Raw genomic sequence first — 23,117 nt, 5'->3', positions numbered from 1 at the left:
GTGCCGGCGAAAACAACCCGCAGGCCGTCTCACTTGCCCGCGATCGTCATGCCTTCGATGGCGAGCGTCGGGGCGGCGACGCCGTATTTGCGGTCGATGTCATTAGCCGGCGTGACCCGCATGAACATGTCCTTCAGGTTCGAGGCGATGGTGACCTCGGAAACCGCGAAGGTCTTTTCGCCGTTCTCGATCCAGAAACCGCTCGCGCCGCAGCTATATTCACCCGTGATCATATTGGCGCCGTGGCCGATCAGCTCGGTGACGTAAAAGCCGGTTCCGACCTGTCTCAGCAGGTCCTCCGGCGAGAGATCGCCCGGCTCCAGCGCCAGATTGGTGGAGGCCGGCGAAACCGCCGTGCCGCCGCGCACGCCGCGACCATTGGTTTCAAGGCCAAGCTCCCGCGCCGCCGAGGTGGACAGGAACCAGTGCTTGAGAACTCCGTCCTCGATCATCGTCATCTTCTCGCCGCGCACGCCCTCGCCATCGAAGGGACGCGAGGACGGGCCGCGCACGATCTGCGGATCGTCGGTGAGATAAAGGCCCTTTTTCAGAACCTGCTGGCCCATTTTGTCGCGCAGGAAGCTGGTCTTGCGGGCAACCGACGCGCCGTTGATGGCGCCGGCAATCGCGCCGACAAAACCGCGGGCGATGCGTGGATCGAAAACCACGGTAATGTTGCTGCCGGTATCGACCTGACGCGGACCGACACGGCGCACGACTTTTTCACCGGCGCGGCGGCCGATTTCTTCGGCGGCATCGAGATCGGCATAATAAAGGCGGCTGTCGAAATCGTAGTCGCGCTCCATCTTCGTGCCTTCGCCGGCGATGACGCTGACGGAACGGCTGAAGCGGCTGCCCATATAGCTGCCGGAAAAACCGTGGGATGTGGCAAGGACGAGGCCGCCCATGCCGCTCGATGCACCGGCGCCGGAGGAATTGCTAACGCCCTTGACGGCCAGCGCTGCCTCTTCCGAAGCAAGGGCTGCCTCACGCAGCTGATCGGCCGACACTTCCGTCGCATCGAAAAGCTGAAGATCGTCATAGGAAGTGGCCAACCGTTCCTTGTCCGCAAGGCAGGCAAAGGGGTCTTCCGGCGAAACCTTGGCCATAGCCACCGCCCGTTCCGCCAAGGTCTTCAGGTCGAAGCCCGGATTGGCCGAAACGCTCGCCACCCGGCGGCCAACGAAGACGCGCAGGGAAAAATCATCGCTTTCGGAGGATTCGGTGCTTTCCACCTTGCCGAGCCGTACGCCGACCGATTGCGAGCGGGAGCGGACGACAACGGCATCCGCCTCATCTGCGCCGGCGGCGCGGGCAAGATCGACAAGCTGGCTGGCGCGATCGAGAAGTTTGGAAGAATCTATTTCTGAGGACATGAGTTGGCCTTTCATTCCTGTTCCATTTATTGTGCCAAGAACCCCGCATCAAGGGCGAAACGCCGCTTTCTCCATTCGGACGGTTTTGTCGCCACCCTATTCGAAAGTCCGCCCGCATGACCGAGCACGACGCTCTCTTTTCCGAACCCCTGCTGCTTCTGGCCGGCGCGGTCATCGCGGCCTCGGTTTTCCGCAAGCTGGGGCTCGGCACCGTGCTCGGTTATCTGGTGGCGGGCATCATCATCGGGCCGTTCCTGCATCTGGTCACGGATGCGAAGGACATCTTCAACGTCTCGGAACTGGGCGTGGTTTTCCTGCTCTTCATCATCGGTCTCGAACTGAAGCCGTCGCGCATCTGGCAGATGCGGCGCGATATTTTAGGGCTGGGGATGGCGCAGGTGCTGGTGACGGGCAGCGTGCTGGCGGCCATTGCCTGGTGGGCAGGGCTGATCGACTGGCGCGGCAGTCTCGTCGCCGGTTTCGGCCTTGCGCTTTCCTCCACCGCCTTTGCGCTGCAAATCCTTGCCGATGACGGCGACATGAATACGCGGCACGGCAACCGGTCCTTCTCGATCCTGCTGTTTCAGGACCTCGCCATCGTGCCGCTTCTCGCCCTCGTCACCATTCTTTCCAACCGGCCGGATGTGCCGACGGATTCGATGGTGTCCGATCTCATCGCCTCCGTCGTTGCCGTGGCCGGCATGGTGCTGGCCGGGCGGTATCTTCTGACGCCGATGTTCCAGATCATCGCCCGCACCGGTGCAAGGGAGGTGATGATCGCCGCCGCCCTCTTCGTTGTCATCGGCGCCGCCGCCATCATGGAGGCGGTGGGCTTGTCGATGGGCATGGGCGCGCTGCTGGCGGGGCTGATGCTGTCGGAATCCTCCTACCGGCATGAGCTGGAAGCCGATATCGAGCCGTTTCGCGGCCTGTTTCTGGCGCTGTTCTTCATGGCGGTCGGCATGTCGCTGCATATCCATATCGTCTATGAGCATATTCTGCTCATCCTGATCGCCGTGCCGGCGATGATGGCGGTGAAGGCGGCGCTGATCTATGGTCTCTGCCGCATCGCCGGCTCGTCGCGTTATGCATCGAGCCGCATCGCGCTGCTGCTGGCGCAGGGCGGCGAATTCGGCTTCGTGCTCTTCACCACGGCTGCCGCCTCCGGGCTGTTTCCGCAGGCGACGGCCTCAATCCTCGTTGCCGTCGTCACGCTTTCCATGGCGCTGACGCCGCTTCTGGCGGTGATTTCACGCCGGCTGACGGCGGAGGATGCGGAAGAGGACAAGCTGGAAGAGGATTTCGACGGCGCGGGCGCGGATGTGCTGATGATCGGCTTTTCCCGCTTCGGCCAGATCGCCTCGCAGATCCTTCTCGCCGGCGGGCGCGACGTGACCGTCATCGACAGCTCCGCCGACCGCGTGCGGCAGGCCGCCCGTTTCGGCTTCCGCATCTTTTTCGGCGATGGCACCCGCAAGGACGTGCTGATCGCCGCCGGCATCGAGCGGGCCGATCTCGTTGCGGTCTGCACCCACAAGAAGGAGGTGACCGACCGTATCATCGACATGATCCAGTCGGAATTTCCGAGCGTGCGCATCTATGCCCGCTCCTATGACCGCGTGCATTCCCTCGACCTCAGGAAAAAGGGCGTGGAATATGAAATCCGCGAAACGCTGGAATCGGGCCTGCTGTTCGGCAGGCGCATTCTGGAGGGGCTGGATATGGATGGTGAAAGGGCGCTGGCGATTGCCGACGACATTCGCGAACGCGACGAGGAGCGGCTTCAGCTACAGGCCGTGGAAGGCCTCGCCGCCGGCCGGCAGATGCTGCACAACAAGCCGGTGCGCGAGGTGAAGCCCGAACCGCTGATGAAGCCGAAGACCAAGGCGGAAAAGTGGGAAGAAGAAGAAGAGGAAGCGGAGGACAGCGAGACGGAAGTTTCGCTGTAAATTGCGTTCAACTTAGTGACTGGAAGCGCACCGCTTGTTTCTTCTCCCCGCCGGGGAGAAGTCCGCGGCAGCGGGATGAGGGGCAAGGATAGCGATATTCGGAGAGGGTGCCCCCTCATCCGGCCCTTTGGGCCACCTTCTCCCCCTCGGGGAGAAGAAAACTCGCCTCACTTATCACGCCTCCACGCCCTGCCCGCGGTGAAACAGTTCCACCTGCATGTCGATCTGCCGTTTCAGATCGTCCTTGATACCGGCCGATGCGTTCAGCACCTCTTCGGACTTCAGGAAATCCAGCACACCGAAACGGTGCACGGGCGGGCGCAGGAAAATATGCGGCGGACGTAACCGCAGTTTCAGGGCAATCGCCGCCTGCATCATCAGCTGGCTGGCGCCGAAGAGGCTGTCCAGCCGGTTCGGCATGGTGGTTCCGTCGCCTTCCGGGCCGCCGACGACATCGACGCCGATGACGATATCGGCGCGGTCCAGCAGATGCTCATAGGGCACCGGATTAAAAATGCCGCCGTCGATCATGATGCGGCCATCGATACGCACCGGCATGAACAATGCGGGAATGGCGGCAGATGCGGCCAGCGCCTGGATGATCTCGCCGCGTTCCACCACCACTTCGGTCTGGGCGTAATAATCCGTGGTTATCACTTTGAGCGGAATGGCAAGCTCGGAAAAATCCTTCGGCAGAGCCTGCGGCATCAGGGCGTGCAGGATGAGTTCGAGGTTGAACTGCCCGAGGCGAAAACCGTCCACCGCATGGCGCATCGATGCCGGGCCGAGGCTCCAGAGCCGGTTGGCGACCGAGCCTTTTCGTCCCATCAGTTCAAGCGTGTATTCACGGATTTCCCGGCCGGTCATGCCGGCCGCCATGCCCGCGCCGATGATGGAGCCAATGGACGAACCGGAAATCGCCACGGGCCGGATGCCGAGTTCGTCCAGCGCCTCGATGACGTTGATGTGGCAGATGCCGCGTGCGCCGCCGCCGCCGAGCGCCAGTCCGAAAGTCGGCTCATGGCCGCCCGCGCCGTCACCTTCGAGAACCTCTTCCCCGGCGCGGACGATCGTTATGCTCTCGTTTACACCCTGCTCCATGCGAATACCCAAATTCTTTCCACGGCAAAGACTCTGCCTATTGCGCAAACAAGACAAGACCGTGGCGTGACGGGAAGGTGTTCCTGTTAGAGTGTTTTCGCTTTTCTTCGAATCGCGAAAACACTCTAACTCTTTGTTCTGTCGCATTTCCGGACGGAAAACCGAGCTCCAGTTTTCCTGGAAATGCTTTAGGGCTCGTAACGGTAGAAATGCATTTTCGTATCGCCGAAGATGCGGCTTTCGAGCGGTTTGAAAACCGGATCGACCTTGACCGTCACATCGCCGCGCTCTTCGAGAATGGCGAGCGCGCCGGGGTTCAGCCAGCCGCCGCCATGGGCGGCCGCGAAAGCCTTTTCCCCATGGCCGTAGCCATAGGGCGGATCGGCGAAGAGAAGATCGAAGGGCTCGATATTGTTGACGCCGCCGAGCTTGGTGGCGTCACGCCGCAGAATGCGGGCGCGGCCATGCAGACCCAGCGCATCGATATTTTCCCAGAGCAGCCCCCTGCCCTCCACGCCGTTTTCGACGAAGAGCGCCACGCGACAGCCACGCGAAAGCGCCTCCAGACCGACCGCACCGGTTCCGGCGAAAACGTCCAGAACGCGCGTGCCATCCAGACTTTCCGGATAGGCATGGCTCAGAATATTGAAGAGGCTTTCCCGCGTCCTGTCGATGGTCGGACGAATGGAATTCGATTTCGGCGCGGCCAAACTCCGGCCGCGGAACTCACCGCCTACGATCCGCATTACGTGTCATTCCCCTGCCTCCAGAAGGTTTGCCACCCGGGCCTTTGCCGCCCGGCTTGCCGCCGCCGGGACCACCGGGGCCTTTGCTTTTGCCTGAGAAACCCGAACGTTCACCACGTTCGCCCGATTTTCCGAACGATGGCTTGCCGAATCCGGATTTACCGGCCGGCTTGCCGCCACGGGGCTTGTCTCCCGCCGGGCGCTCGCCGCGCGGGCGGTCACCGTCTTCACGGGGCCTGTCGCGGAACGGACGGTCACCGAAAGGTTTTTCGCCACGTGGGCGGTCGCTGCGCGGGCGGTCGCCCTCTTCGCGCGGCTTGTCACGGAACGGCCGGTCGCCGAAAGGTTTGCCGCCGCGTGCCGGGCGGTCGCCGAAGCTCTTTTCACCGCGCGGACGGTCGCTGCGCGGGCGGTCCCCATCTTCACGCGGCTTGTCGCGGAATGGCCGGTCGCCGAACGGCTTTCCGCCGCGTCCACCACGATCACCAAAACTCTTTTCGCCACGCGGACGGTCGCCGCGTCCGCGACCAGCTTCTTCTTCGCGGGGGGAATCCGAACGGATCCACTCGCCCTCGGCATCCGCATGCCGCACGACATTGCGCCGCGCTTCGTCCTGGGCGGAAGGCTTCTTGAAGAGGTTTTCGGCTTCCGCGCGGGCGGAAGACTTGCGCTCCTTGCCGTCGCGGGTGGGCCTTGCACCGGGCGCCATCCAGACATTGGCCGTACGGCTGGTGCCGGCGGCCTGGCGTGGGCGGCGGTCTTCGCCTTCATCCTCGCTGCGGCCCTTGGCGGCAAATTTCCCGGCGGGCTTGGAGCCGAACTTGCCGGCCGGCTTGTCGCCGCGCTTGGTGTCGAGACGGCCGAGCGCCTTTTCACGACGATCCTCGGACTTGCCGCTCTTTTCGAAGCGCGGCTTGCCTTCCGGCGCATCGCTTTTCGCCCATTCGGATTTCACCGGCCGCTTCGGCGCGTCGTCTTCTTCATCCTCAACGGGCGCATTGTAGATCGGCGCGTCGAAATTGGCGCCGGCCTGTTCGATCAGACGCGGGCCGAGCTGGTCGCGCAGCATGCGGCCGCGCACTTCCAGCACCTTGCCTTCAGCGAGATCGCCAAGCTGGAACGGACCGTAGGAAACGCGGATCAGGCGGTTGACCTCGAGACCGAGCGCGCCGAGCACGTTCTTGATCTCACGGTTCTTGCCTTCACGCAGGCCCATGCTGATCCAGACATTGTGGCCCTGGGTGCGGTCGAGCGTGGCGTCGATTGCGCCGTAGAGCACGCCGTCGACGGCAATGCCTTCCTTCAGCTTGTCGAGTGCGGCCTGATCGACCTCGCCATGGGCGCGCACGCGGTAGCGGCGCAGCCAGCCGGTGGTCGGCAGTTCCAGCACGCGGGAAAGTCCGCCATCGTTGGTGAGCAGCAGCAGGCCTTCGGTATTGATATCGAGGCGGCCGATGGACAGAACGCGCGGCAGTTCACCGGGCAGATTGTCGAAAACGGTCGGACGGCCTTCCGGGTCGGAGTTGGTCGTCACCAGACCAGCGGGCTTGTGGTAAAGCCACAGGCGCGTGCGCTCGGCGCCGCGAATCGGCATACCGTCGACTTCGATCTTGTCGGACAGCGTGGCGTTCACCACCGGCGTATCCAGCTTGACGCCGTTCAGCGACACGCGGCCTTCCATGATCATGCGCTCGACATCGCGGCGCGAGGCGACGCCTGCGCGCGCCATGATCTTGGAAATGCGCTCGGGCTTGGAAGCGCCAACGGTTTCCGGCACCGGGGCGGCCTTTGCCTCGGTCGGTTTCTTTTCGCGCTCTGCGGCGGGCTTGCCGGGGCCTTTCGGCTTCCTGTCGCGGCTAAATGTCTTGCCGCCGTCACGCTTCGGCTTGTCTTTAAAAGTCATTTGCTGTTTGCCTGTTGTTTGGGCTGTCCTATCAGGTCCAAGCACAAGGGTTAAGAGGAAATTGAAACGCAATGGCCGAAAGGACGCATTTCATGGAGCTGGCGCTTTCGGAAGCCCGTGCCGCGGCTAAGCGGCAGGAGGTTCCGATCGGCGCGGTACTGGTTATGGACGGCCGCGTCATCGCCCGTTCCGGCAATCGCACCCGTGAATTGAACGATGTGACGGCTCACGCCGAAATCGCCGTGATCCGCATGGCCTGCGAAGCGCTGGAGCAGGAACGCCTGCCCGGCGCCGATCTCTACGTGACACTGGAGCCCTGCACCATGTGCGCGGCGGCGATTTCATTCGCCCGTATCCGCCGGCTCTATTACGGCGCGCGAGACCCGAAGGGCGGCGCAGTGGAGAGTGGCGTGCGTTTCTTCAGCCAGCCGACATGCCACCATGCGCCGGATGTCTATTCGGGACTGGCGGAAAGCGAAAGTGCGGAAATCCTGCGGCAATTTTTCCGCGAGAAACGTCTCGACGATTGAGCGGCCGGCGGGAGACGCAAGCTTTCCCGCAGGCCATCAGCCATTCGTTATTACTGGAAGGGGTTCCACCAGCTCTTGCCGGTGTTTGCCACGGCCGCTTCTTTCTTGCGGCGCTTTTCCTTCTTCAGCTCCGGTTCGCCGAGATCGGTCAGCTGATCCTGCGGAACGCTGCGATATTCAGCCGGCGGATCGGTGAGGAACCTGCGCTGGGCGTTGACGACGGAGCCGCCCTGGGCTTCAGCCTTGGCCTTGCGGAAGGCTTCCCATTTCTGGGTTTCGGTCATCTGGCCTGCGGTGCCGTTGCCTGCGAGCAGCGGCGAGCGATAATGCGGGTTGTTCTTGTTGGCATCCGCCTCTTCGCGCAGGCGTTCGCGGGTTTCTTCCGGCGATTCGACCCATTGCGGATTGTTTTCGCGGCTTGCCATGTTCTGCTGCGGCGTGGCCAACTGTTCGGCACGGGCCTGAGCAGGAACGACGAGGCCCGGGCGGGGGCTGTATTTCAGGTTGCGCTTTTCCTGGTCATTGCCGGTGATCGAGGTCGCGTTGCCAAGATCGTCGACAAGCTGTTCCGCCGCCGTCTTGCCCGTGCCGTAGGTCGGGCTCGTGCACGCGCCAAGCAACACGCCTATCGTCGTGATGCCAACAACCGTGCGAAACATGCCCAAACCCTGCGCATTACCCTGCATCGTCTTCATTGAAACCCTTCCAGCCGTCCGTCCCACTTCGCCAGACATCGTCTTTCGGCAGGCGGCAGCCCGCATTGCCGTGCAAATCCGGCCATTTTCAGGCAGGTGTACCGGATGAAGAGGCAAAGCGCAATTCATCCGGTCATTTTCATCGCGCATCGGCCCGAAACCCGGAATCGGGTTTCGACAGGAACGATGCGCAGCTTCGGATTATCCGAGGGCTGCAAGCTCTCGCAGCGCGGCCGCATCGCGGGCGGAAACCTCCGGATAGGCCGGATCGGAACCGACATCGGTGGTGATGCGCCAGGAACGGGCGCATTTTGCGCCTTCCGCCAGCTTCTGCTCGACCACGACCTTTGCCACTTCCGGCAGGCGGAAGCCATCGGTCGGGCCTTCATCGCCCACCACCGAGATGGCCGAGGTGATGCAGATTTCGGCGAAATCCTGCCCCTTCAGCGCCGCCAGAAGATCGGCGTCGGCGATGTGCACGACAGGGGCTGCCTCAAGCGAGGAGCCGATGCGCTTTTCACGACGTTCGACTTCCAGCGCGCCTGTCACGACCGTGCGGACCTTGCGGATTTTTTCCCACTTCGCTTCCAGCGCATCGTTCTTCCACTCGGCCGGGATTTCCGGGAACTGGACGAGATGCACCGATTCCGCATCCGGGTAGCGCGAAAGCCACGCCTCTTCGGTGGTGAAGGGCAGCATGGGCGCGAGCCACGAGACGAGGCAATCGAATAGCTTCGCGATGACCGACAGGGCCGCCCGGCGCTTCAGCGACGACGGCGCGTCGCAATAAAGCGTGTCCTTGCGGATATCGAAATAGAAGGCCGAAAGCTCGACATTGGCGAAATCCACCAGCGCGCGGGCGATCTTCTTGAACTCGAAGCCGTCATAGCCTTCACGCACGACGCCATCCAGTTCGGACAGGCGGTGCAGCACGAGCTTCTCCAGCTCCGGCAGATCGTCATAGGCGATCTCCTCGCCCTTGTAATGGGCGAGCGTGCCGAGCATCCAGCGGATGGTGTTGCGCAGCTTGCGATAGGCATCGACATTGGTCTGGATGATGGCCTTGCCGAGGCGCTGGTCTTCCCAATAATCCGTGGTCATGACCCACAGGCGCAGGATATCCGCGCCGGCGTCCTTCATGACTTCCTGCGGCGAGACGACGTTGCCCTTGGACTTGGACATCTTCTCGCCCTTCTCATCCATGGTAAAACCATGGGTGACAACGGCATTATAGGGCGCGCGGCCGCGCGTCGCGCAGCTTTCGAGCAGCGACGAGTGGAACCAGCCGCGATGCTGGTCGGAACCTTCCAGATAGACATCCGCCGGCCACTTCATGTCCGGGCGGTCTTCCAGCGTGAAGGTGTGGGTGCAGCCGCTGTCAAACCAGACGTCGAGAATGTCCATGACCTGCTGCCAGCGGGCATGGTCGTGGTCATTGCCGAGGAAACGTTCCTTGGCGCCTTCGGCGAACCAGGCATCTGCACCTTCGGCCTCGAAGGCCTCGAGGATGCGGGCGTTGACGGCCTCATCGATCAGGACCTCACCCTTCTCATCGGCGAAGACGGCGATCGGCACGCCCCAGCTGCGCTGGCGCGACAGGACCCAGTCGGGCCGGCCTTCGATCATGGCGCGCAGGCGGTTCTGGCCGGAAGCCGGAACGAAGCGGGTGTCGTCGATAGCGCTCAGCGAACGCGAGCGCAGCGTGGTGCCGTCGCCCAGTTCCTTGTCCATATAGACGAACCATTGCGGCGTGTTGCGGAAGATGACCGGCTTCTTGGAGCGCCAGCTATGCGGGTAGCTGTGCTTCAGGCGGCCACGGGCAAACAGGTTGTTTTCCGCGATCAGCGCCTTGATGACGCGGTCATTGGCATCGCCCTTCTTGCCGTTATCGTCCATGACGCGGGCAGCGCCGCCTTCGGCGGACGGACCGAAACCGGGGGCGTCTTCGGTGTAGAAACCGTCATCGCCAACAGGGAACGGGATGGCCGACGAAACGCCGCGCGCTTCCAGCTCACGCTGATGCGCGGTCCAGACGTCAAAGTCCTCACGGCCATGGCTCGGCGCGGTGTGCACGAAGCCCGTACCGGCATCGTCGGTGACGTGATCGCCTTCGAGAAGCGGGACCGGGAAATCGTAGCCAAGCGACGCCAAAGGATGGGCGCAGGTGATGGCGGCCAGCTCTTCGGTTTTCACGTCGCGAACGAGCTTGAAGGTCAGCTTTGCCTTGGCTGCGGCCTCATCGGCGAGCTTCTTGGCGAAGATCAGCTTTTCGCCCGGCTGCGGACCGAAATCGTTCTGCGCGCTTTCCACTTCGTAGAGGCCATATTCGACCCGCGAAGAGAACGCGATGGCGCGGTTGCCAGGGATGGTCCACGGCGTGGTGGTCCAGATGACCACTGACGCGCCCCGCAACTCATCGAGATGCCGGCGGGTTTTATCGAGAGCCTCCTGGACAGCATAATCGACGATATCAGCTTTCTCATCTTCGTATTCGGGACGAAGACCCAAATCGAATGATAGAGAGTTGATGGTCTGCTCGTCATATTCGAGCTTTGCCACCGGGAACTTCACCCAGATCATGTCGCTCTCGACATCGGCATATTCGACTTCGGCTTCCGCCAGCGCCGTGCGCTCGACCACCGACCACATGATGGGCTTCGAGCCGCGATAAAGCTGGCCGGTGCGGGCGATCTTCAGCAGTTCGCCGGCGATGCGGGCTTCGGCGTGGAAGTTCATCGTCGTATAGGGATTTTCAAAGTCGCCCTCGATGCCGAGGCGCTTGAACTCTTCTGACTGAACCTTGATCCAGCCGGCCGCGAAGTCACGGCATTCCTTGCGGAATTCGTTGACCGGAACCTCGTCCTTGTTCTTGCCCCTGGCGCGATAGGCTTCCTCGATCTTCCATTCGATCGGCAGACCGTGGCAATCCCAGCCCGGAACGTAATTGGCATCATAACCGCGCATCTGGAACGAGCGGGTGATGACGTCTTTCAGGATCTTGTTCAGCGCATGGCCGATGTGGATATTGCCATTGGCATAGGGCGGGCCGTCATGCAGCACGAATTTTTCGCGGCCGGCGGCGGAGGCGCGCAGGCGTTTGTAGAGGCCCATTTCCTGCCAGCGCTTGACCGTTTCCGGTTCCTTCTGCGGCAGGCCGGCGCGCATCGGAAAATCCGTCTGCGGCAGATAGAGGGTGGCGGAGTAATCCAGTTTTTCTGCGGTGTCGCTCATAATCGTACCGTTGTTGCGCGCCGTGTCGGTCGCGCCGTCTCAATTTCAAAGAGGGCAAATACGGAAAGCGCCATGACCAAAGTCATGACAAGCGCCAAAATCCCGGACCTTCCGGCTCGTCAGAGCGGGCGGAAGGCCGGGCCAATAATTCGGCCAATCTGAGTTTTGAACATCAACCGGTATTGGGACATGGCCGGTTGTTTATGCGGTTTTCCGGCAAAAAGGAAGAGAAAAGCGACGGCAATATCGGCCGAAACAGAGGCTGACCGGCCTTACCCGGTCAGAACGCGATCCTGGCGTCCAGTTCGCTGAGCGGGCGCACGCCCGATAACATCGCCCTCGCCTCTTCTTCATCGCGCCTGATCTGGGCGACGAGCGGATCGAGACCGTCGAATTTCAGCTCGTCGCGCAGGTGCCCGAAGAAGGAGACCGAACAGACCTCGCCATAAAGATCGCCGGAAAAATCGAAGACGAATATTTCAAGCAGCACCGCACCGTTTTCGGTGACGGTCGGGCGGTAACCGAAGCTTGCCACGCCATCGCGGATCGAACCGTCCGGGCGGCGGAACCGCACGGCATAGATGCCCGCCTTCAGTTCCGTTTCCGGCGCCAGCGCCATGTTGGCGGTGGGATAACCCAGCGTGCGGCCGAGCTTCTGGCCGCCGATGACTTCGCTTTCCACCGTGAAGCGATAACCGAGCAGACCTGCGGCGCCCGCCACATCGCCTTCGCACAGAAGCGAGCGAATCCGGCTGGAGGAGACGACATCCGCGCCCTCGTCGCGGAAGGCATCCACCAGCGTCACGTCGAAGCCATGGCGTTTGCCGGCCTCCATCAGAAATGCCGGGCCGCCTTCGCGGCCCTTGCCGAAATGGAAATCGAAGCCGGTGACGACAGCGCTGGCATGAAGCCAGTCGACCAGAATGGACTGGACGAATTCCTCCGCCGAGCGCTGCGAAAATTCCCGGTCGAAGGGATATTCGATGACGGAGCGGAAACCGATGGCCTCAAGGATGCGCGCCTTCAGCGGCGCGGGCGTGAGGCGAAAGACCGGCGTATCGGGACGGAAGACGGAACGGGGATGCGGCTCGAAGGTCAGCACCAGCGCGGGAACGCCGCGGGCTTCCGCCAGCTCCAGGGCACGATCCAGCACAGCCCGGTGGCCGCGATGCACGCCGTCGAAATTGCCGATGGCGATGACGCCGCCGCGAAGAGCTTCCGGCAGCGGCTCCTTTTTTTCATTGCGGTGAAAGACGGTCATGGCAATCGATCCATTCCTGCGCCAGCTATTCTTCAGGCAAGACGTCCTCAGGCGAGACGGGGCATCCACCAGCCGGGAGCAGCACCCTGCCCCTTGAGATAGGCGTTGAGAAGCGCCTCGTCCGTCTGGCCGTTCAGCGTATATTCGGCGGCGTGAATGCCGCCGCTGATATAAAGAAGGTTGAGACCGCTCGCAATCGCGCCCTTCACATCCGTTGGCATGCCGTCGCCGATGGCGAGCACGCGATCCTTGGCGAAGGCGCCGCGCACTTCTTTGGCCGCCGCAAGGCAGGCCTCATAGATCGGCGCATGCGGCTTGCCGGCAATGCGGACCTCGCCGCCGAGCTGTTCATAGTATGCGGCCATGGCGCCGGCGCAGGGAATGATGCGCTCGCCGCGCTCCACCACCAGATCGGGATTGGCGCAGATCATCGGCACGTTGCGGGCAATGAAGCCCTTGAGCATTTCGGTATAGTCCTCGGGCGTTTCCGTCTCGTCATCGAAAAAGCCGGTACAGACCACGGAATGCGCTTCCGCCTCGCCGACGCGCTCGACATCGAGACCGTCCAGCAGCGGCAGATCGCGTTCCGGGCCGAGCAGGAATACTTTTTTCGGGCCTTCCGCGATCAGGCCGCGGGTGACGTCACCGGAGGTGATGATGCGGTCATAGGCCTCATCCGGCACGCCGAGAACGCGAAGCTGGGCGATGACGCCGGGAGCGGGACGCGGCGAATTGGTGATGAGCACCACCGTCTTGCCGGCCTTGCGCGCTTCCCGCAGGGCAACTGCCGCATCCGGAAAGGCGCTGACGCCATTGTGCAGCACGCCCCAGACATCCGAAAGAATAACGTCGAACCCAGCCGTGATTTCGCCGAGAGTGAGAATGCGATGGGCCATGAGATGCTTTCCGGATGCGAGAAGAGGGTGAGCGTGACATCGCAAAGCGGGACGCCGATGGCAAGGAAAAAAGCGCCGCCAGACCGGTCTTTGGCCCGCCTGACGCAGCATGAACACAAATGCCCCTTAGATGCGATGCGGCCGCAACGGGCAAAAAGAACGACGTCGCCGCGCCCGTCCGCGCATGGGAAATTTCTGTCATGGAACGCTGATAACCATAAGCCATGAAATTTTTCAGACAGGGCGTTCTTGACTCCGACAGAAGCCCTCCTTATCTCGGTTCCGCTGGCACTCGATAAAGGAGAGTGCTAACACCCATCAGGCGAGTTCCAAAAGCTCGCGCAGTCATTTGATCGAGGGATTAGACAATGACAAGCACCAATTTCCGCCCGCTTCACGATCGCGTCGTCGTTCGTCGCGTTGAGTCCGAAGAAAAGACCAAGGGCGGCATCATCATTCCCGATACCGCCAAGGAAAAGCCGCAGGAAGGCGAAATCGTCGCCGTCGGTTCCGGCGCACGTGACGAGGCCGGCAAGGTCGTCGCTCTCGATGTCAAGGTTGGCGATCGCGTTCTGTTCGGCAAGTGGTCGGGCACCGAAGTCAAGCTCAACGGCGAAGACCTTCTGATCATGAAGGAAGCCGACATCATGGGCATCATCGGCTGATTTCAGTCGACCCATCGTTTCCTTAAATTCCAAGCCGGACCCGGTCCGGCCATTCGAAACCAGGAGTTTTGAAAATGGCAGCCAAAGAAGTAAAATTCGGCCGCACAGCACGCGAAAAGATGCTCAAGGGCGTCGACGTTCTTGCTGATGCAGTAAAGGTCACCCTCGGCCCGAAGGGTCGTAACGTCGTTATCGACAAGTCCTTCGGCGCTCCGCGCATCACCAAGGACGGCGTTTCCGTCGCCAAGGAAATCGAACTGGAAGACAAGTTCGAGAACATGGGCGCACAGCTCGTTCGCGAAGTTGCCTCCAAGACCAACGACATCGCCGGTGACGGCACCACCACCGCGACCGTTCTGGCCCAGGCCATCGTTCGCGAAGGTTCCAAGGCAGTTGCTGCCGGCATGAACCCGATGGACCTGAAGCGCGGTATCGATCTGGCCGTTGCTGAAGTCGTCAAGGACCTTCAGGCCAAGGCCAAGAAGATCAACACGTCCGAAGAAGTTGCGCAGGTCGGCACGATCTCCGCAAACGGCGAGCGTCAGATCGGTCTCGACATTGCTGAAGCAATGCAGAAGGTCGGCAACGAAGGCGTCATCACCGTTGAAGAAGCCAAGACCGCCGAAACCGAACTCGAAGTCGTCGAAGGCATGCAGTTCGACCGCGGCTACCTGTCGCCCTACTTCGTGACCAACCCGGAAAAGATGGTTGCGGACCTCGAAGACGCTTACATCCTCCTGCACGAAAAGAAGCTCTCGAACCTTCAGGCCATGCTGCCGGTTCTCGAAGCCGTCGTTCAGACCGGCAAGCCGCTCGTCATCATCGCTGAAGACGTCGAAGGCGAAGCTCTTGCAACGCTCGTCGTCAACAAGCTGCGTGGCGGCCTCAAGATCGCTGCCGTCAAGGCTCCTGGCTTCGGCGACCGCCGCAAGGCCATGCTGGAAGACATCGCCATCCTGACCGGTGGTACCGTCATTTCCGAAGACCTCGGCATCAAGCTCGAAAACGTTACCCTCGACATGCTCGGCAAGTCGAAGAAGGTTTCGATCTCCAAGGAAAACACCACGATCGTTGACGGCGCCGGCCAGAAGTCCGACATCGAAGGCCGTGTTGCCCAGATCAAGGCCCAGATCGAAGAAACCACCTCCGACTACGACCGCGAAAAGCTGCAGGAACGTCTTGCCAAGCTCGCTGGCGGCGTTGCCGTTATCCGCGTCGGCGGTTCGACGGAAGTCGAAGTGAAGGAAAAGAAGGACCGCATCGACGACGCTCTCAACGCGACGCGCGCTGCCGTTCAGGAAGGCATCGTACCGGGCGGCGGCGTTGCCCTGCTGCGTTCGTCCACGAAGATCACCGCAAAGGGTGAAAACGACGACCAGGAAGCCGGTATCAACATCATCCGCCGCGCTCTGCAGGCTCTGGTTCGCCAGATTGCAGACAACGCAGGTGACGAAGCTTCCATCGTTGTCGGCAAGATCCTCGAGAAGAACGAAGACAACTACGGCTACAACGCCCAGACCGGCGAATATGGCGACCTGATCCAGCTCGGCATCGTCGACCCGGTCAAGGTTGTTCGCACGGCTCTGCAGAACGCAGCTTCGGTTGCTTCGCTGCTGATCACCACCGAAGCCATGATCGCCGAGCTTCCGAAGAAGGACGCTCCGATGCCGGCAATGCCGGGCGGCGGCATGGGCGGCATGGACTTCTAATCAGTCCTGTCACCGGAATAAGGAAAGGGCGGTCTTCGGATCGCCCTTTTTCTTTGCCGCCCATGCCCTTTAAGGGGTCCGGCGTCGCAAGCGCGCCCGACGGGCGGCATGGACTTCTAATCAGTCCTGTCACCGGAATTAAGAAAGGGCGGTCTTCGGACCGCCCTTTTTCTTTGTCGTGCCTTTGTGATTGACGAAAAGCGGCGCATTTTATCGACGCTCTCGCGATAGATGCCTCATTAAATCAACAGGTTGCACAATTCTGAAGGCCGAAAGCGGAAAGGTTCGTGTATTGTCCCGTTTTGGAACAGGCATGATTTTATCCGGCTATTTTTTGCAGCCCTATGCAATAATGGGGCACATTCAAGAGCGAATCACCACCCCATACGGGGCCGATTTGCACTCGGACCGGCTTATAAGTGCGCTATTTAGTTGTGCTTTTTCGCATGTCTCGCGATTTTGAAGAAGAAATACATAATATTTTTGATTTTCTCACTGGCTGGTTGTTGTAGGTAGGGGAAAATAAACTATAAGTCACCCCCCGTAAGGGTTCCGCGACGGGGCGGCCAGCATTGAAGGGGTTTCGATGCCTGGCAAACACGTTCGACTGCGGGTGGCGGTAAAGGTTCAACCTGGCAGTGGCGCTTGAAGTGGCGGCGCTGGCACGTGTTCATGCGGGGGCGCGATTTGTTTGAAATATCAAGACGCAACGATGCTCTGCCTGCGGCGGCAACAACCACGCCCGATCCCCGGACCCTGTCGCATTTCTTCATGTCGGAGGAGTGGAGCAGCGATCTTTCCAGTGGCGTCATCCGGCTCGGCGAACACGCATCGTTCATGCACGGCCTGCCGCCGGGCGAGTGCGGGTTGCTCAGCCTTGTCCGCTGTTACGACCGCGCTGACCACGCCCGCGTTCTGGAACTTTTCGAGCAGGTTTCCACCGCACCCTCACGTTTCTGCTTTTCAACCGGCCTCTCCATCTTGCCGGCGATGCGGCAGCCGGTCATCTGCATGGGTGAATCTTCCGGCTTCGAAGACGGCCAGCAAGGGCGCATATCAGGGCTTTTCCTGTTTCCGCGCTTTGAGGATATTCGCTTCGCCGCCTGAACATAGCCGGACAGACGCTCAGTACCGTTCACAAAATGAAGACGATTTGTCTTCTATTGTTCATCTTTATGGGCGGATGATTTTCGGTCATTGATATCTCCAGACATTGCAGTTCAACCGGCGACACGCCGACTATTTACCGGAGATATCCATGTCCAGCAGCCAGAACGTTCTCGTTCTCATCGCCCGTATTCTGCTTTCCTTCATCTTCATCACCTCGGGCTTCAGCAAGCTCGTCGATCCGGCCGGTACGGCCGGCATGATCACAGGTGCCGGCCTGCCCGCCGCAACCGCGCTTGCCTATCTCGCAGGCCTGTTCGAACTCGTTGCCGGTCTTGCCATTCTCGCTGGTTTCCAGACCAAAATCGCTGCCTGGGCGCTTGCCGTCTTCTGCGTCTTCACCGGTCTGGTGTTCCACAGCGGCACCGTTGCCGTTCCCGGCTGGCCTGAGCCGGCTCTTGGCTGGATCAACACGCTGAACGGCATCATGATGGTGAAGAACATCACCCTTGCCGGCGCTTACATCCTGCTTGCCGCCTTCGGCCCCGGCGCCTACTCCGTCGACGCAAGACGCGGCGCAGCTGTGGCCCACGCATAAGCCAAACAACAGATCGACCAATAAAAAAGCCGCCGGATCGCTCCGGCGGCTTTTTTGTTTTACGTCGTCAGACCGCAGCCCTGATGCGCGAGGCGATTTCCTGAACCGCCGCATCGCCTTCGTGTTCCAGCTTGCGAGCGCGGACGAAGCAGGCTTCCGACCGGACGATGATGCCGTCGGAGAGAATTTTCAGGTGGTTGGCCTTCAGCGTCGAACCGGTCGAGGTGATATCGACGATGATATCCGCCTGCCCCGCCGCCGGCGCACCCTCGGTCGCGCCAAGGCTTTCAACGATGCGATAAAGCTGAATGCCGTGCTGGCGCGAAAAGAATTGCTGTGTCAGCCGCCAATATTTGGTGGCGATGGCGAGCCTGCGGCCATGACGGGCGCGGAATTCCGAAGCGACATCGCCGAGATCGGCCATGCTGTCCACATCCAGCCAGATTTCCGGCACGGCGACCACGACATCCGCATGGCCGAAACCGAGGCGGGCGCAGAATTCTACCTGCGCATCGGCATTGGTCAGTCCCTCGCGCACGAGGTCCTCACCCGTCACGCCGAAATCCACGGTGCCGGCGCCGATCTCGCGGGCGATCTCGGAGGCCGAAAGATAAGCGATCTCGATATCGTCGCGCCCTTCGATGCGACCGCGATAGGAGCGGTCATTGCCGACAGCCGCGACTTTCAGCCCGGCGCGTTCCAGAACAGCGGAGGCGTCTTCCTTCATCCGGCCCTTGGAGGGCAATGCGATGGTGATCATGGCTTGTCGCTCCCGCGCACCGTTTCGATGCGATCCAGCCAGAGCGAGAAGCCCACGGCCGGGATTTTTTCCTGTGCGCCGAGCAGGGTCAGCAGCCGGTCGAAACGGCCGCCACCGGCCAGCACACTGTCTCCACCCGCTTCCACCACCTCGAAAACGAGGCCGGTGTAATAATCGAGCGGACGACCGAAGGCCGCGCCATAGGTGACGGTTTCGAGATCGACACCGGCATTGGCAAGCGCTGCGACGCGTTTATCGAAAGCGGACAGCGCGCCATCCAGTTTCAGTTTCGCCTTTGCGGCAAAATCGGCCAGAACCTGCGAGGCCTGCGGCAACGGCGCCTTCAGAGCCAGGAACTGCTTGAGCAGCGCGAAGCTTTCATCCGGCAGGCGCGTGGCGGCAAGCGCCAGTTTTTCCCGCAGGCGGCGGGCGATTTCCTGCGGCGCACGGCTGGCATTGGTGGAATAGCCGGTCTCCTGCATCACCGTATCGAGATAATCGACCAGCACTGTCTCGTCGCCCGTCGCCAGAAGGCCGGCGACGCGGGCGTCCAGCCCGGTCATCGGCTTGGGATGTACAAGGCTTTCCAGCAACGCGTCGAGCTGCGCCATATCGCCGAAGGCCTGCACCAGCCGCTTCTGCCAGCCGAGCGGCAGGCCAAGCGCGGCAACCACCGCCTCGAACACCTGCTGGTCGCCCAGCGTGACGGCAAGTGCCCGGCCCGGCAGCAGGCGCTGCAGAATGCCGGTGGCATCGATGACAGCGCGGGCATCCGCGGCGGCGATATCGGTATCGCCGAGATCCTCGATACCGGCCTGATAAAACTCGTTGGCACCTTCGCGGCGCTGGCGGAAGACTTCACCAAGATAGGAATAACGCTTCGGCGTGCCGGTCGCCGTCTCGATATGGCGCAGGCAGACCGGGATGGTGAATTCGGGGCGCAGACAAAGGCTCTCGCCCGTCTCGCTCTCGGTCATGAAGATGCGGCGACGCAAATCCTCGCCGGCCATATCCAGAAACGGTTCGGCGGGCTGGATGACGGGCGTGTTCACACGGCTCGTGCGGCGCGCGGCGAATTCTTCCAGTAGCTCTCCGGAAAATTCCGGCATGTCGATTAGGGGCATGGGATATTTCCTGTATACGCCGCTAGATACCCCCCTCTGTCACTTCGTGACATCTCCCCCTCAAGGGGGGAGATCAATAGGAGTACGCCGCGCCGGCCGCTTGCAGATCTCCCCCCTTGAGGGGGAGATGTCCGGCAGGACAGAGGGGGGTAAGCGGCTGACACCACGTTACTTGCCTTGCGCCCGCGCCAAATCTTCAGCTTGCGCGGCCAGAATCTCGCGTACCTTCGCCACCAGCTCGGCTTCCGGCACGCTGACCTGAGCCACACGCGCCTCGCGCCAGCTGGCATTGTCCTCGATCTCGCCGGACAGGCGCTTGCCTTCGATCAGATCCTTGATCTGCACCACACCTTCGGCGCGCTCATCACCACCCTGAATGATGGCGATGGGGGAACCGAGGCGGTCGGCATATTTCAGCTGGTTGCCGAATTTCTTCCAGTTACCCTGATACATTTCAGCACGGATGCCCTCGGCGCGCAGCGCCTGCGTGAATGTCTGGTAACGGCCCATGCTTTGCACATCACCGTCCATGACCGTGATCAGAACGGGGGCAAGCGGCTTGACCTGACCAAGCTTGCCGAGGTTCTTCAGCGCCGTCATCAGGCGCGAAACGCCGATGGAGAAGCCCGTGGCCGGAACCGGCTGTCCCATGAAACGCGAAACGAGGCCGTCATAACGGCCGCCGCCGCCAACGGAGCCGAACACGACCTTTTCACCCTTTTCATTGGTGACGTCGAATGTCAGCTCGGCTTCATAGACGGGGCCGGTATAATATTCGAGGCCGCGAACGACCGACGGGTCGATCTTGATGCGCGTCGCATCGTAACCGGCACTGATGACCAGAGCGCCGATGATGTTCAGCTCCTCAACGCCTTCCTCGCCTTTCGAGGTGCCCGCAACCAGTTTCGCCAGATCATCGGCGCTTGCCGCATAATCCTTGATACCGACGAAGAACAGCACCTTTTCGATCTGCTCCTCGCCAAGACCAGCGCCCTTGGTGAAATCACCAGATTCATCCTTGCGGCCGGGGCCGAGCAGCAGCTTCACGCCTTCAGGACCGAACTTGTCGAGCTTGTCGATGGCGCGCAGCACGTTCAGCCGACGACCGGCATTGTCCTCACCGCCGAGACCGATGGCTTCCATGACGCCGTCGAGCACCTTGCGGTTGTTGACGCGAATGACATAGTCGCCACGCTGAATTCCGAGCGCTTCCAGCGTATCGGCCATCATCATGCACATTTCGGCATCGGCCTGCACGCCGGCGGCGCCCACCGTATCGGCATCGAACTGCATGAACTGCCGGAAGCGGCCGGGGCCGGGCTTTTCATTGCGGAAGACATAACCGGCGCGATAGGTGCGGTATGGCAGCTGGATTTCGTTGAAATTTTCCGCGACATGGCGGGCGAGCGGCGCGGTCAGATCGTAGCGCAGGCTCATCCACTGGTCGTCATCGTCCTGCAGTGAAAACACGCCTTCGTTCGGGCGGTCGCTATCGGGCAGGAATTTGCCGAGCGCATCGGTATATTCGAACAGCGGGGTTTCCACCGGATCGAAACCGTAAAGCTCGTAGACCCTGCGGATCTTCTCGATCATCTCATTGGTGGCATGAATATCGGCAACCGAGCGATCCACGAAGCCACGCGGCAGGCGGGCTTTCAGTTTCTGAGGCTTTTTTGCTTTTTCGCTCATGGGGCCGATCCGATATTTTCCTGAAATCAAGCCGGTGTATTAGAGGATGAAGCCCGGTGCGGCAAGCCGCAAAGGCTGCGGTTTTACTGGCCTGTTCAGGCAAGCGGTGCTATATGGGATACATGTATCCCAATTAGTATCGGGAAGGACGCGACCCATGAGCAAACAGACGGCCATACGCCTGCCGGACGAGACCTATGAGCGGCTGAAGGCGCTGTCCGAGCGCACCGGCCGTACATCCGCCTATTACATCCGCGAGGCGATCGAGAAACATATCGAGGATATGGAAGATCTCTATCTTGCCGAAGAGGCGACGCGGCAGCGCATCGCCAACAAGGAGCGCACCTATACTCTGGAAGAAGTGATGCGCGATCTTGACCTGGAGAATTGAATTCCAGCGGGCTGCCGTCAAACAGCTGGGCAAGTTGACGAAGAGCGACGCCAATCGCATCGTTTCCTTTCTGGCAGACCGGATTGCCGAAGATGACAATCCCCGCAGAACCGGCGCCGCCCTGCAAGGCTCCGAACTCGGAAATTTCTGGCGCTACCGGGTGGGCGATTACCGCATCATCTGCGATATACAGGATCACAAGCTCGTCGTGCTGGTGGTCGAAATCGGCCATCGCCGTGAAATCTACCGTTAGGCATTCATGATCCTCGAAGCCCTGCAATATGCCGCCACACGCGCGGTCACGCCGAAAGAATTCCGGCCGCATATCCGCTATTCCGTCAATCTCTGGGCGCGTGCCAACCGCTGCGCCAAAGCCTGGGCGGAGCATGAAAACAACAGCCGGCAATTCGTGCTGCAATCGGCCAGAAAGCTGAAGCAGCGGCGAACGGCGGTCGTGCTGGGCTCGGGCCTGTTGCGCGATGTGCCCTATGATGCGCTGGTGGCGATGTTCGATACAGTCGTGCTGGTCGATCTGGTGCATCTTGCCAGCGTGCAGGCGAAGCTGCGCCTCAATGCCAAAAAGAATGTCCGCATCGCCAATCGCGATCTTTCCGGCTTTGACGATGTTCTAGCCGGTCGGCCGGCGGAACCGCTCGATTTCCTGCGGCGGGTGCCCTATCTCGATCTCGTGGTATCGGCCAATCTCCTGTCACAGATCGGCACCGGCGCACGCCACCGGCTGGAGCGGGAAAAGATCGCAAATGCCCCGGACGATCTTCTGCCGAAGCTCATTCACACCCATCTGGAAGCGCTGGCTGGCCTGCCCTGCAAGGCCTGCCTGATAACGGACACCTCCTTCGACATCATCGGCAAAGACGGCAACCTGCACCAGCATGAAGACCTGCTGCATGGCATCGTTCCTCCTGCCCCCGCCGCCGCGTGGGAATGGCCGCTCGCCCCGTTTGGCGAGGAAAGCAGGGATTATCGCATCGTGCATCACGTCATCGCGCGTGAACTGACCTGATCGTCATGCTTATTCCATAATTCCAGCGGTAAATTCACGTCATGTCCGAGGTGGCCCGCACATTGATGTTCCTTGCCTGCCTGCTATACGGCGCAATGCCGGCGCAGATGGCGATGAGCATGCCGATGGCCACGGGCATGGCAGCGTCCTCGCAGTCGCCAATGAAACATGACGGTGCCCATTCGCATCGAGCCGCGGATCGGGACCAAGGGTCTCGGGCGCATGCGGAGAATGGGGCTCATGGAGGGGGCACGGGCGGTTGCTGCCCGCATGGTGACGATGCCGCACATCCCGGTTCCTGCGCCACCTGCCTGATCGTGGTTCCGCGAACGATCTTTGCCGATAGCGGCCGGGTGACCTTT

Annotated in this window: 20 protein-coding genes; 9 read left to right on the top strand and 11 right to left on the bottom strand. The window is 61.3% G+C overall.

Annotated features, from left to right (window positions below; all coding sequences use genetic code 11):
• Window positions 1–29 precede the first annotated feature (29 nt).
• Window positions 30–1,376, bottom strand: a complete 1,347-nt coding sequence (locus FGF54_RS01885) for a TldD/PmbA family protein (RefSeq protein ID WP_003522934.1) — start codon at window positions 1,374–1,376, stop codon at window positions 30–32.
• A 116-nt stretch (window positions 1,377–1,492) separates the two neighbouring features.
• Here FGF54_RS01885 and FGF54_RS01875 point away from each other — a divergent pair, with 116 nt between their 5' ends.
• Complete coding sequence (locus FGF54_RS01875) at window positions 1,493–3,325, top strand: monovalent cation:proton antiporter-2 (CPA2) family protein (RefSeq protein ID WP_142778771.1); 1,833 nt, start codon at window positions 1,493–1,495, stop codon at window positions 3,323–3,325.
• A 174-nt stretch (window positions 3,326–3,499) separates the two neighbouring features.
• Here FGF54_RS01875 and FGF54_RS01870 read toward each other — a convergent pair whose 3' ends face one another.
• The 3 genes from FGF54_RS01870 to FGF54_RS01860 form a co-directional block, all read right to left on the bottom strand.
• Complete coding sequence (locus tag FGF54_RS01870) at window positions 3,500–4,426, bottom strand: patatin-like phospholipase family protein (protein WP_142778770.1); 927 nt, start codon at window positions 4,424–4,426, stop codon at window positions 3,500–3,502.
• Window positions 4,427–4,614: 188 nt separating this feature from the next.
• A complete protein-coding gene (gene rsmD / locus FGF54_RS01865; protein WP_035259743.1) occupies window positions 4,615–5,172 on the bottom strand; it encodes a 16S rRNA (guanine(966)-N(2))-methyltransferase RsmD in 558 nt (185 codons plus the stop codon).
• Complete coding sequence (locus FGF54_RS01860; protein WP_142778769.1) at window positions 5,153–7,075, bottom strand: pseudouridine synthase; 1,923 nt, start codon at window positions 7,073–7,075, stop codon at window positions 5,153–5,155. Before FGF54_RS01860 ends, rsmD begins: the two co-directional genes overlap by 20 nt.
• A gap of 71 nt (window positions 7,076–7,146) precedes the next feature.
• Between FGF54_RS01860 and FGF54_RS01855 the strand changes: the two genes are divergently transcribed.
• Window positions 7,147–7,605: a nucleoside deaminase gene (locus FGF54_RS01855; protein ID WP_059760756.1), complete on the top strand. Its 459-nt coding sequence runs from the start codon at window positions 7,147–7,149 to the stop codon at window positions 7,603–7,605.
• A 50-nt stretch (window positions 7,606–7,655) separates the two neighbouring features.
• On the opposite strand, the gene FGF54_RS01850 is transcribed toward FGF54_RS01855, so the two are convergent.
• The 4 genes from FGF54_RS01850 to FGF54_RS01835 all read right to left on the bottom strand — a co-directional run bounded on the left by FGF54_RS01850 (window position 7,656) and on the right by FGF54_RS01835 (window position 13,688).
• On the bottom strand, window positions 7,656–8,300 hold the full coding sequence (locus FGF54_RS01850; protein ID WP_065654364.1) for a hypothetical protein: 645 nt from the start codon (window positions 8,298–8,300) through the stop codon (window positions 7,656–7,658).
• Window positions 8,301–8,501: 201 nt separating this feature from the next.
• Window positions 8,502–11,531, bottom strand: coding sequence for an isoleucine--tRNA ligase (gene ileS, locus FGF54_RS01845; protein WP_142778768.1), 3,030 nt, complete (start codon window positions 11,529–11,531; stop codon window positions 8,502–8,504).
• Window positions 11,532–11,811: 280 nt separating this feature from the next.
• Window positions 11,812–12,792: a bifunctional riboflavin kinase/FAD synthetase gene (locus FGF54_RS01840; protein WP_142778767.1), complete on the bottom strand. Its 981-nt coding sequence runs from the start codon at window positions 12,790–12,792 to the stop codon at window positions 11,812–11,814.
• Window positions 12,793–12,839: 47 nt separating this feature from the next.
• Window positions 12,840–13,688, bottom strand: a complete 849-nt coding sequence (locus tag FGF54_RS01835) for a TIGR01459 family HAD-type hydrolase (RefSeq protein WP_142778766.1) — start codon at window positions 13,686–13,688, stop codon at window positions 12,840–12,842.
• Between the two features lie 368 nt (window positions 13,689–14,056).
• Here FGF54_RS01835 and groES point away from each other — a divergent pair, with 368 nt between their 5' ends.
• From groES to FGF54_RS01815, 4 genes are all read left to right on the top strand, one after another.
• Window positions 14,057–14,353, top strand: a complete 297-nt coding sequence (groES, locus tag FGF54_RS01830; protein WP_004440196.1) for a co-chaperone GroES — start codon at window positions 14,057–14,059, stop codon at window positions 14,351–14,353.
• Window positions 14,354–14,427: 74 nt separating this feature from the next.
• Window positions 14,428–16,062 (top strand): chaperonin GroEL, encoded by a 1,635-nt coding sequence (gene groL, locus FGF54_RS01825; protein ID WP_063947704.1) that lies wholly within the window; start codon window positions 14,428–14,430, stop codon window positions 16,060–16,062.
• 672 nt (window positions 16,063–16,734) lie between these two features.
• A complete protein-coding gene (locus tag FGF54_RS01820; RefSeq protein WP_142778765.1) occupies window positions 16,735–17,169 on the top strand; it encodes a hypothetical protein in 435 nt (144 codons plus the stop codon).
• Window positions 17,170–17,320: 151 nt separating this feature from the next.
• Window positions 17,321–17,767: a DoxX family protein gene (locus FGF54_RS01815; RefSeq protein ID WP_142778764.1), complete on the top strand. Its 447-nt coding sequence runs from the start codon at window positions 17,321–17,323 to the stop codon at window positions 17,765–17,767.
• A 67-nt stretch (window positions 17,768–17,834) separates the two neighbouring features.
• Here FGF54_RS01815 and hisG read toward each other — a convergent pair whose 3' ends face one another.
• The 3 genes from hisG to hisS form a co-directional block, all read right to left on the bottom strand.
• Entirely contained in the window at window positions 17,835–18,527 is a 693-nt protein-coding gene (gene hisG, locus FGF54_RS01810) for an ATP phosphoribosyltransferase (protein WP_142778763.1), read from the bottom strand.
• The gene (locus tag FGF54_RS01805; protein ID WP_142778762.1) at window positions 18,524–19,651 is read right to left on the bottom strand and encodes an ATP phosphoribosyltransferase regulatory subunit; all 1,128 of its coding nucleotides are present in this window, start codon (window positions 19,649–19,651) and stop codon (window positions 18,524–18,526) included. Before FGF54_RS01805 ends, hisG begins: the two co-directional genes overlap by 4 nt.
• 168 nt (window positions 19,652–19,819) lie before the next feature.
• Entirely contained in the window at window positions 19,820–21,340 is a 1,521-nt protein-coding gene (gene hisS, locus FGF54_RS01800; RefSeq protein ID WP_142778761.1) for a histidine--tRNA ligase, read from the bottom strand.
• A 157-nt stretch (window positions 21,341–21,497) separates the two neighbouring features.
• Between hisS and FGF54_RS01795 the strand changes: the two genes are divergently transcribed.
• Genes FGF54_RS01795 through FGF54_RS01785 form a run of 3 tightly spaced genes read left to right on the top strand, consistent with a single transcriptional unit; the run spans window position 21,498 to window position 22,755 of the window.
• Window positions 21,498–21,731: a DUF6290 family protein gene (locus FGF54_RS01795; protein ID WP_003503188.1), complete on the top strand. Its 234-nt coding sequence runs from the start codon at window positions 21,498–21,500 to the stop codon at window positions 21,729–21,731.
• The gene (locus tag FGF54_RS01790) at window positions 21,715–21,984 is read left to right on the top strand and encodes a type II toxin-antitoxin system RelE/ParE family toxin (RefSeq protein ID WP_142778760.1); all 270 of its coding nucleotides are present in this window, start codon (window positions 21,715–21,717) and stop codon (window positions 21,982–21,984) included. Before FGF54_RS01795 ends, FGF54_RS01790 begins: the two co-directional genes overlap by 17 nt.
• A 6-nt stretch (window positions 21,985–21,990) precedes the next feature.
• Window positions 21,991–22,755: a hypothetical protein gene (locus FGF54_RS01785; protein ID WP_142778759.1), complete on the top strand. Its 765-nt coding sequence runs from the start codon at window positions 21,991–21,993 to the stop codon at window positions 22,753–22,755.
• Window positions 22,756–23,117: the final 362 nt, after the last annotated feature.

The organism is Agrobacterium sp. T29, assembly GCF_006970545.1.
Lineage (GTDB): Bacteria > Pseudomonadota > Alphaproteobacteria > Rhizobiales > Rhizobiaceae > Agrobacterium > Agrobacterium leguminum.
This window is presented reverse-complemented; position numbering and strand designations above follow the sequence as displayed.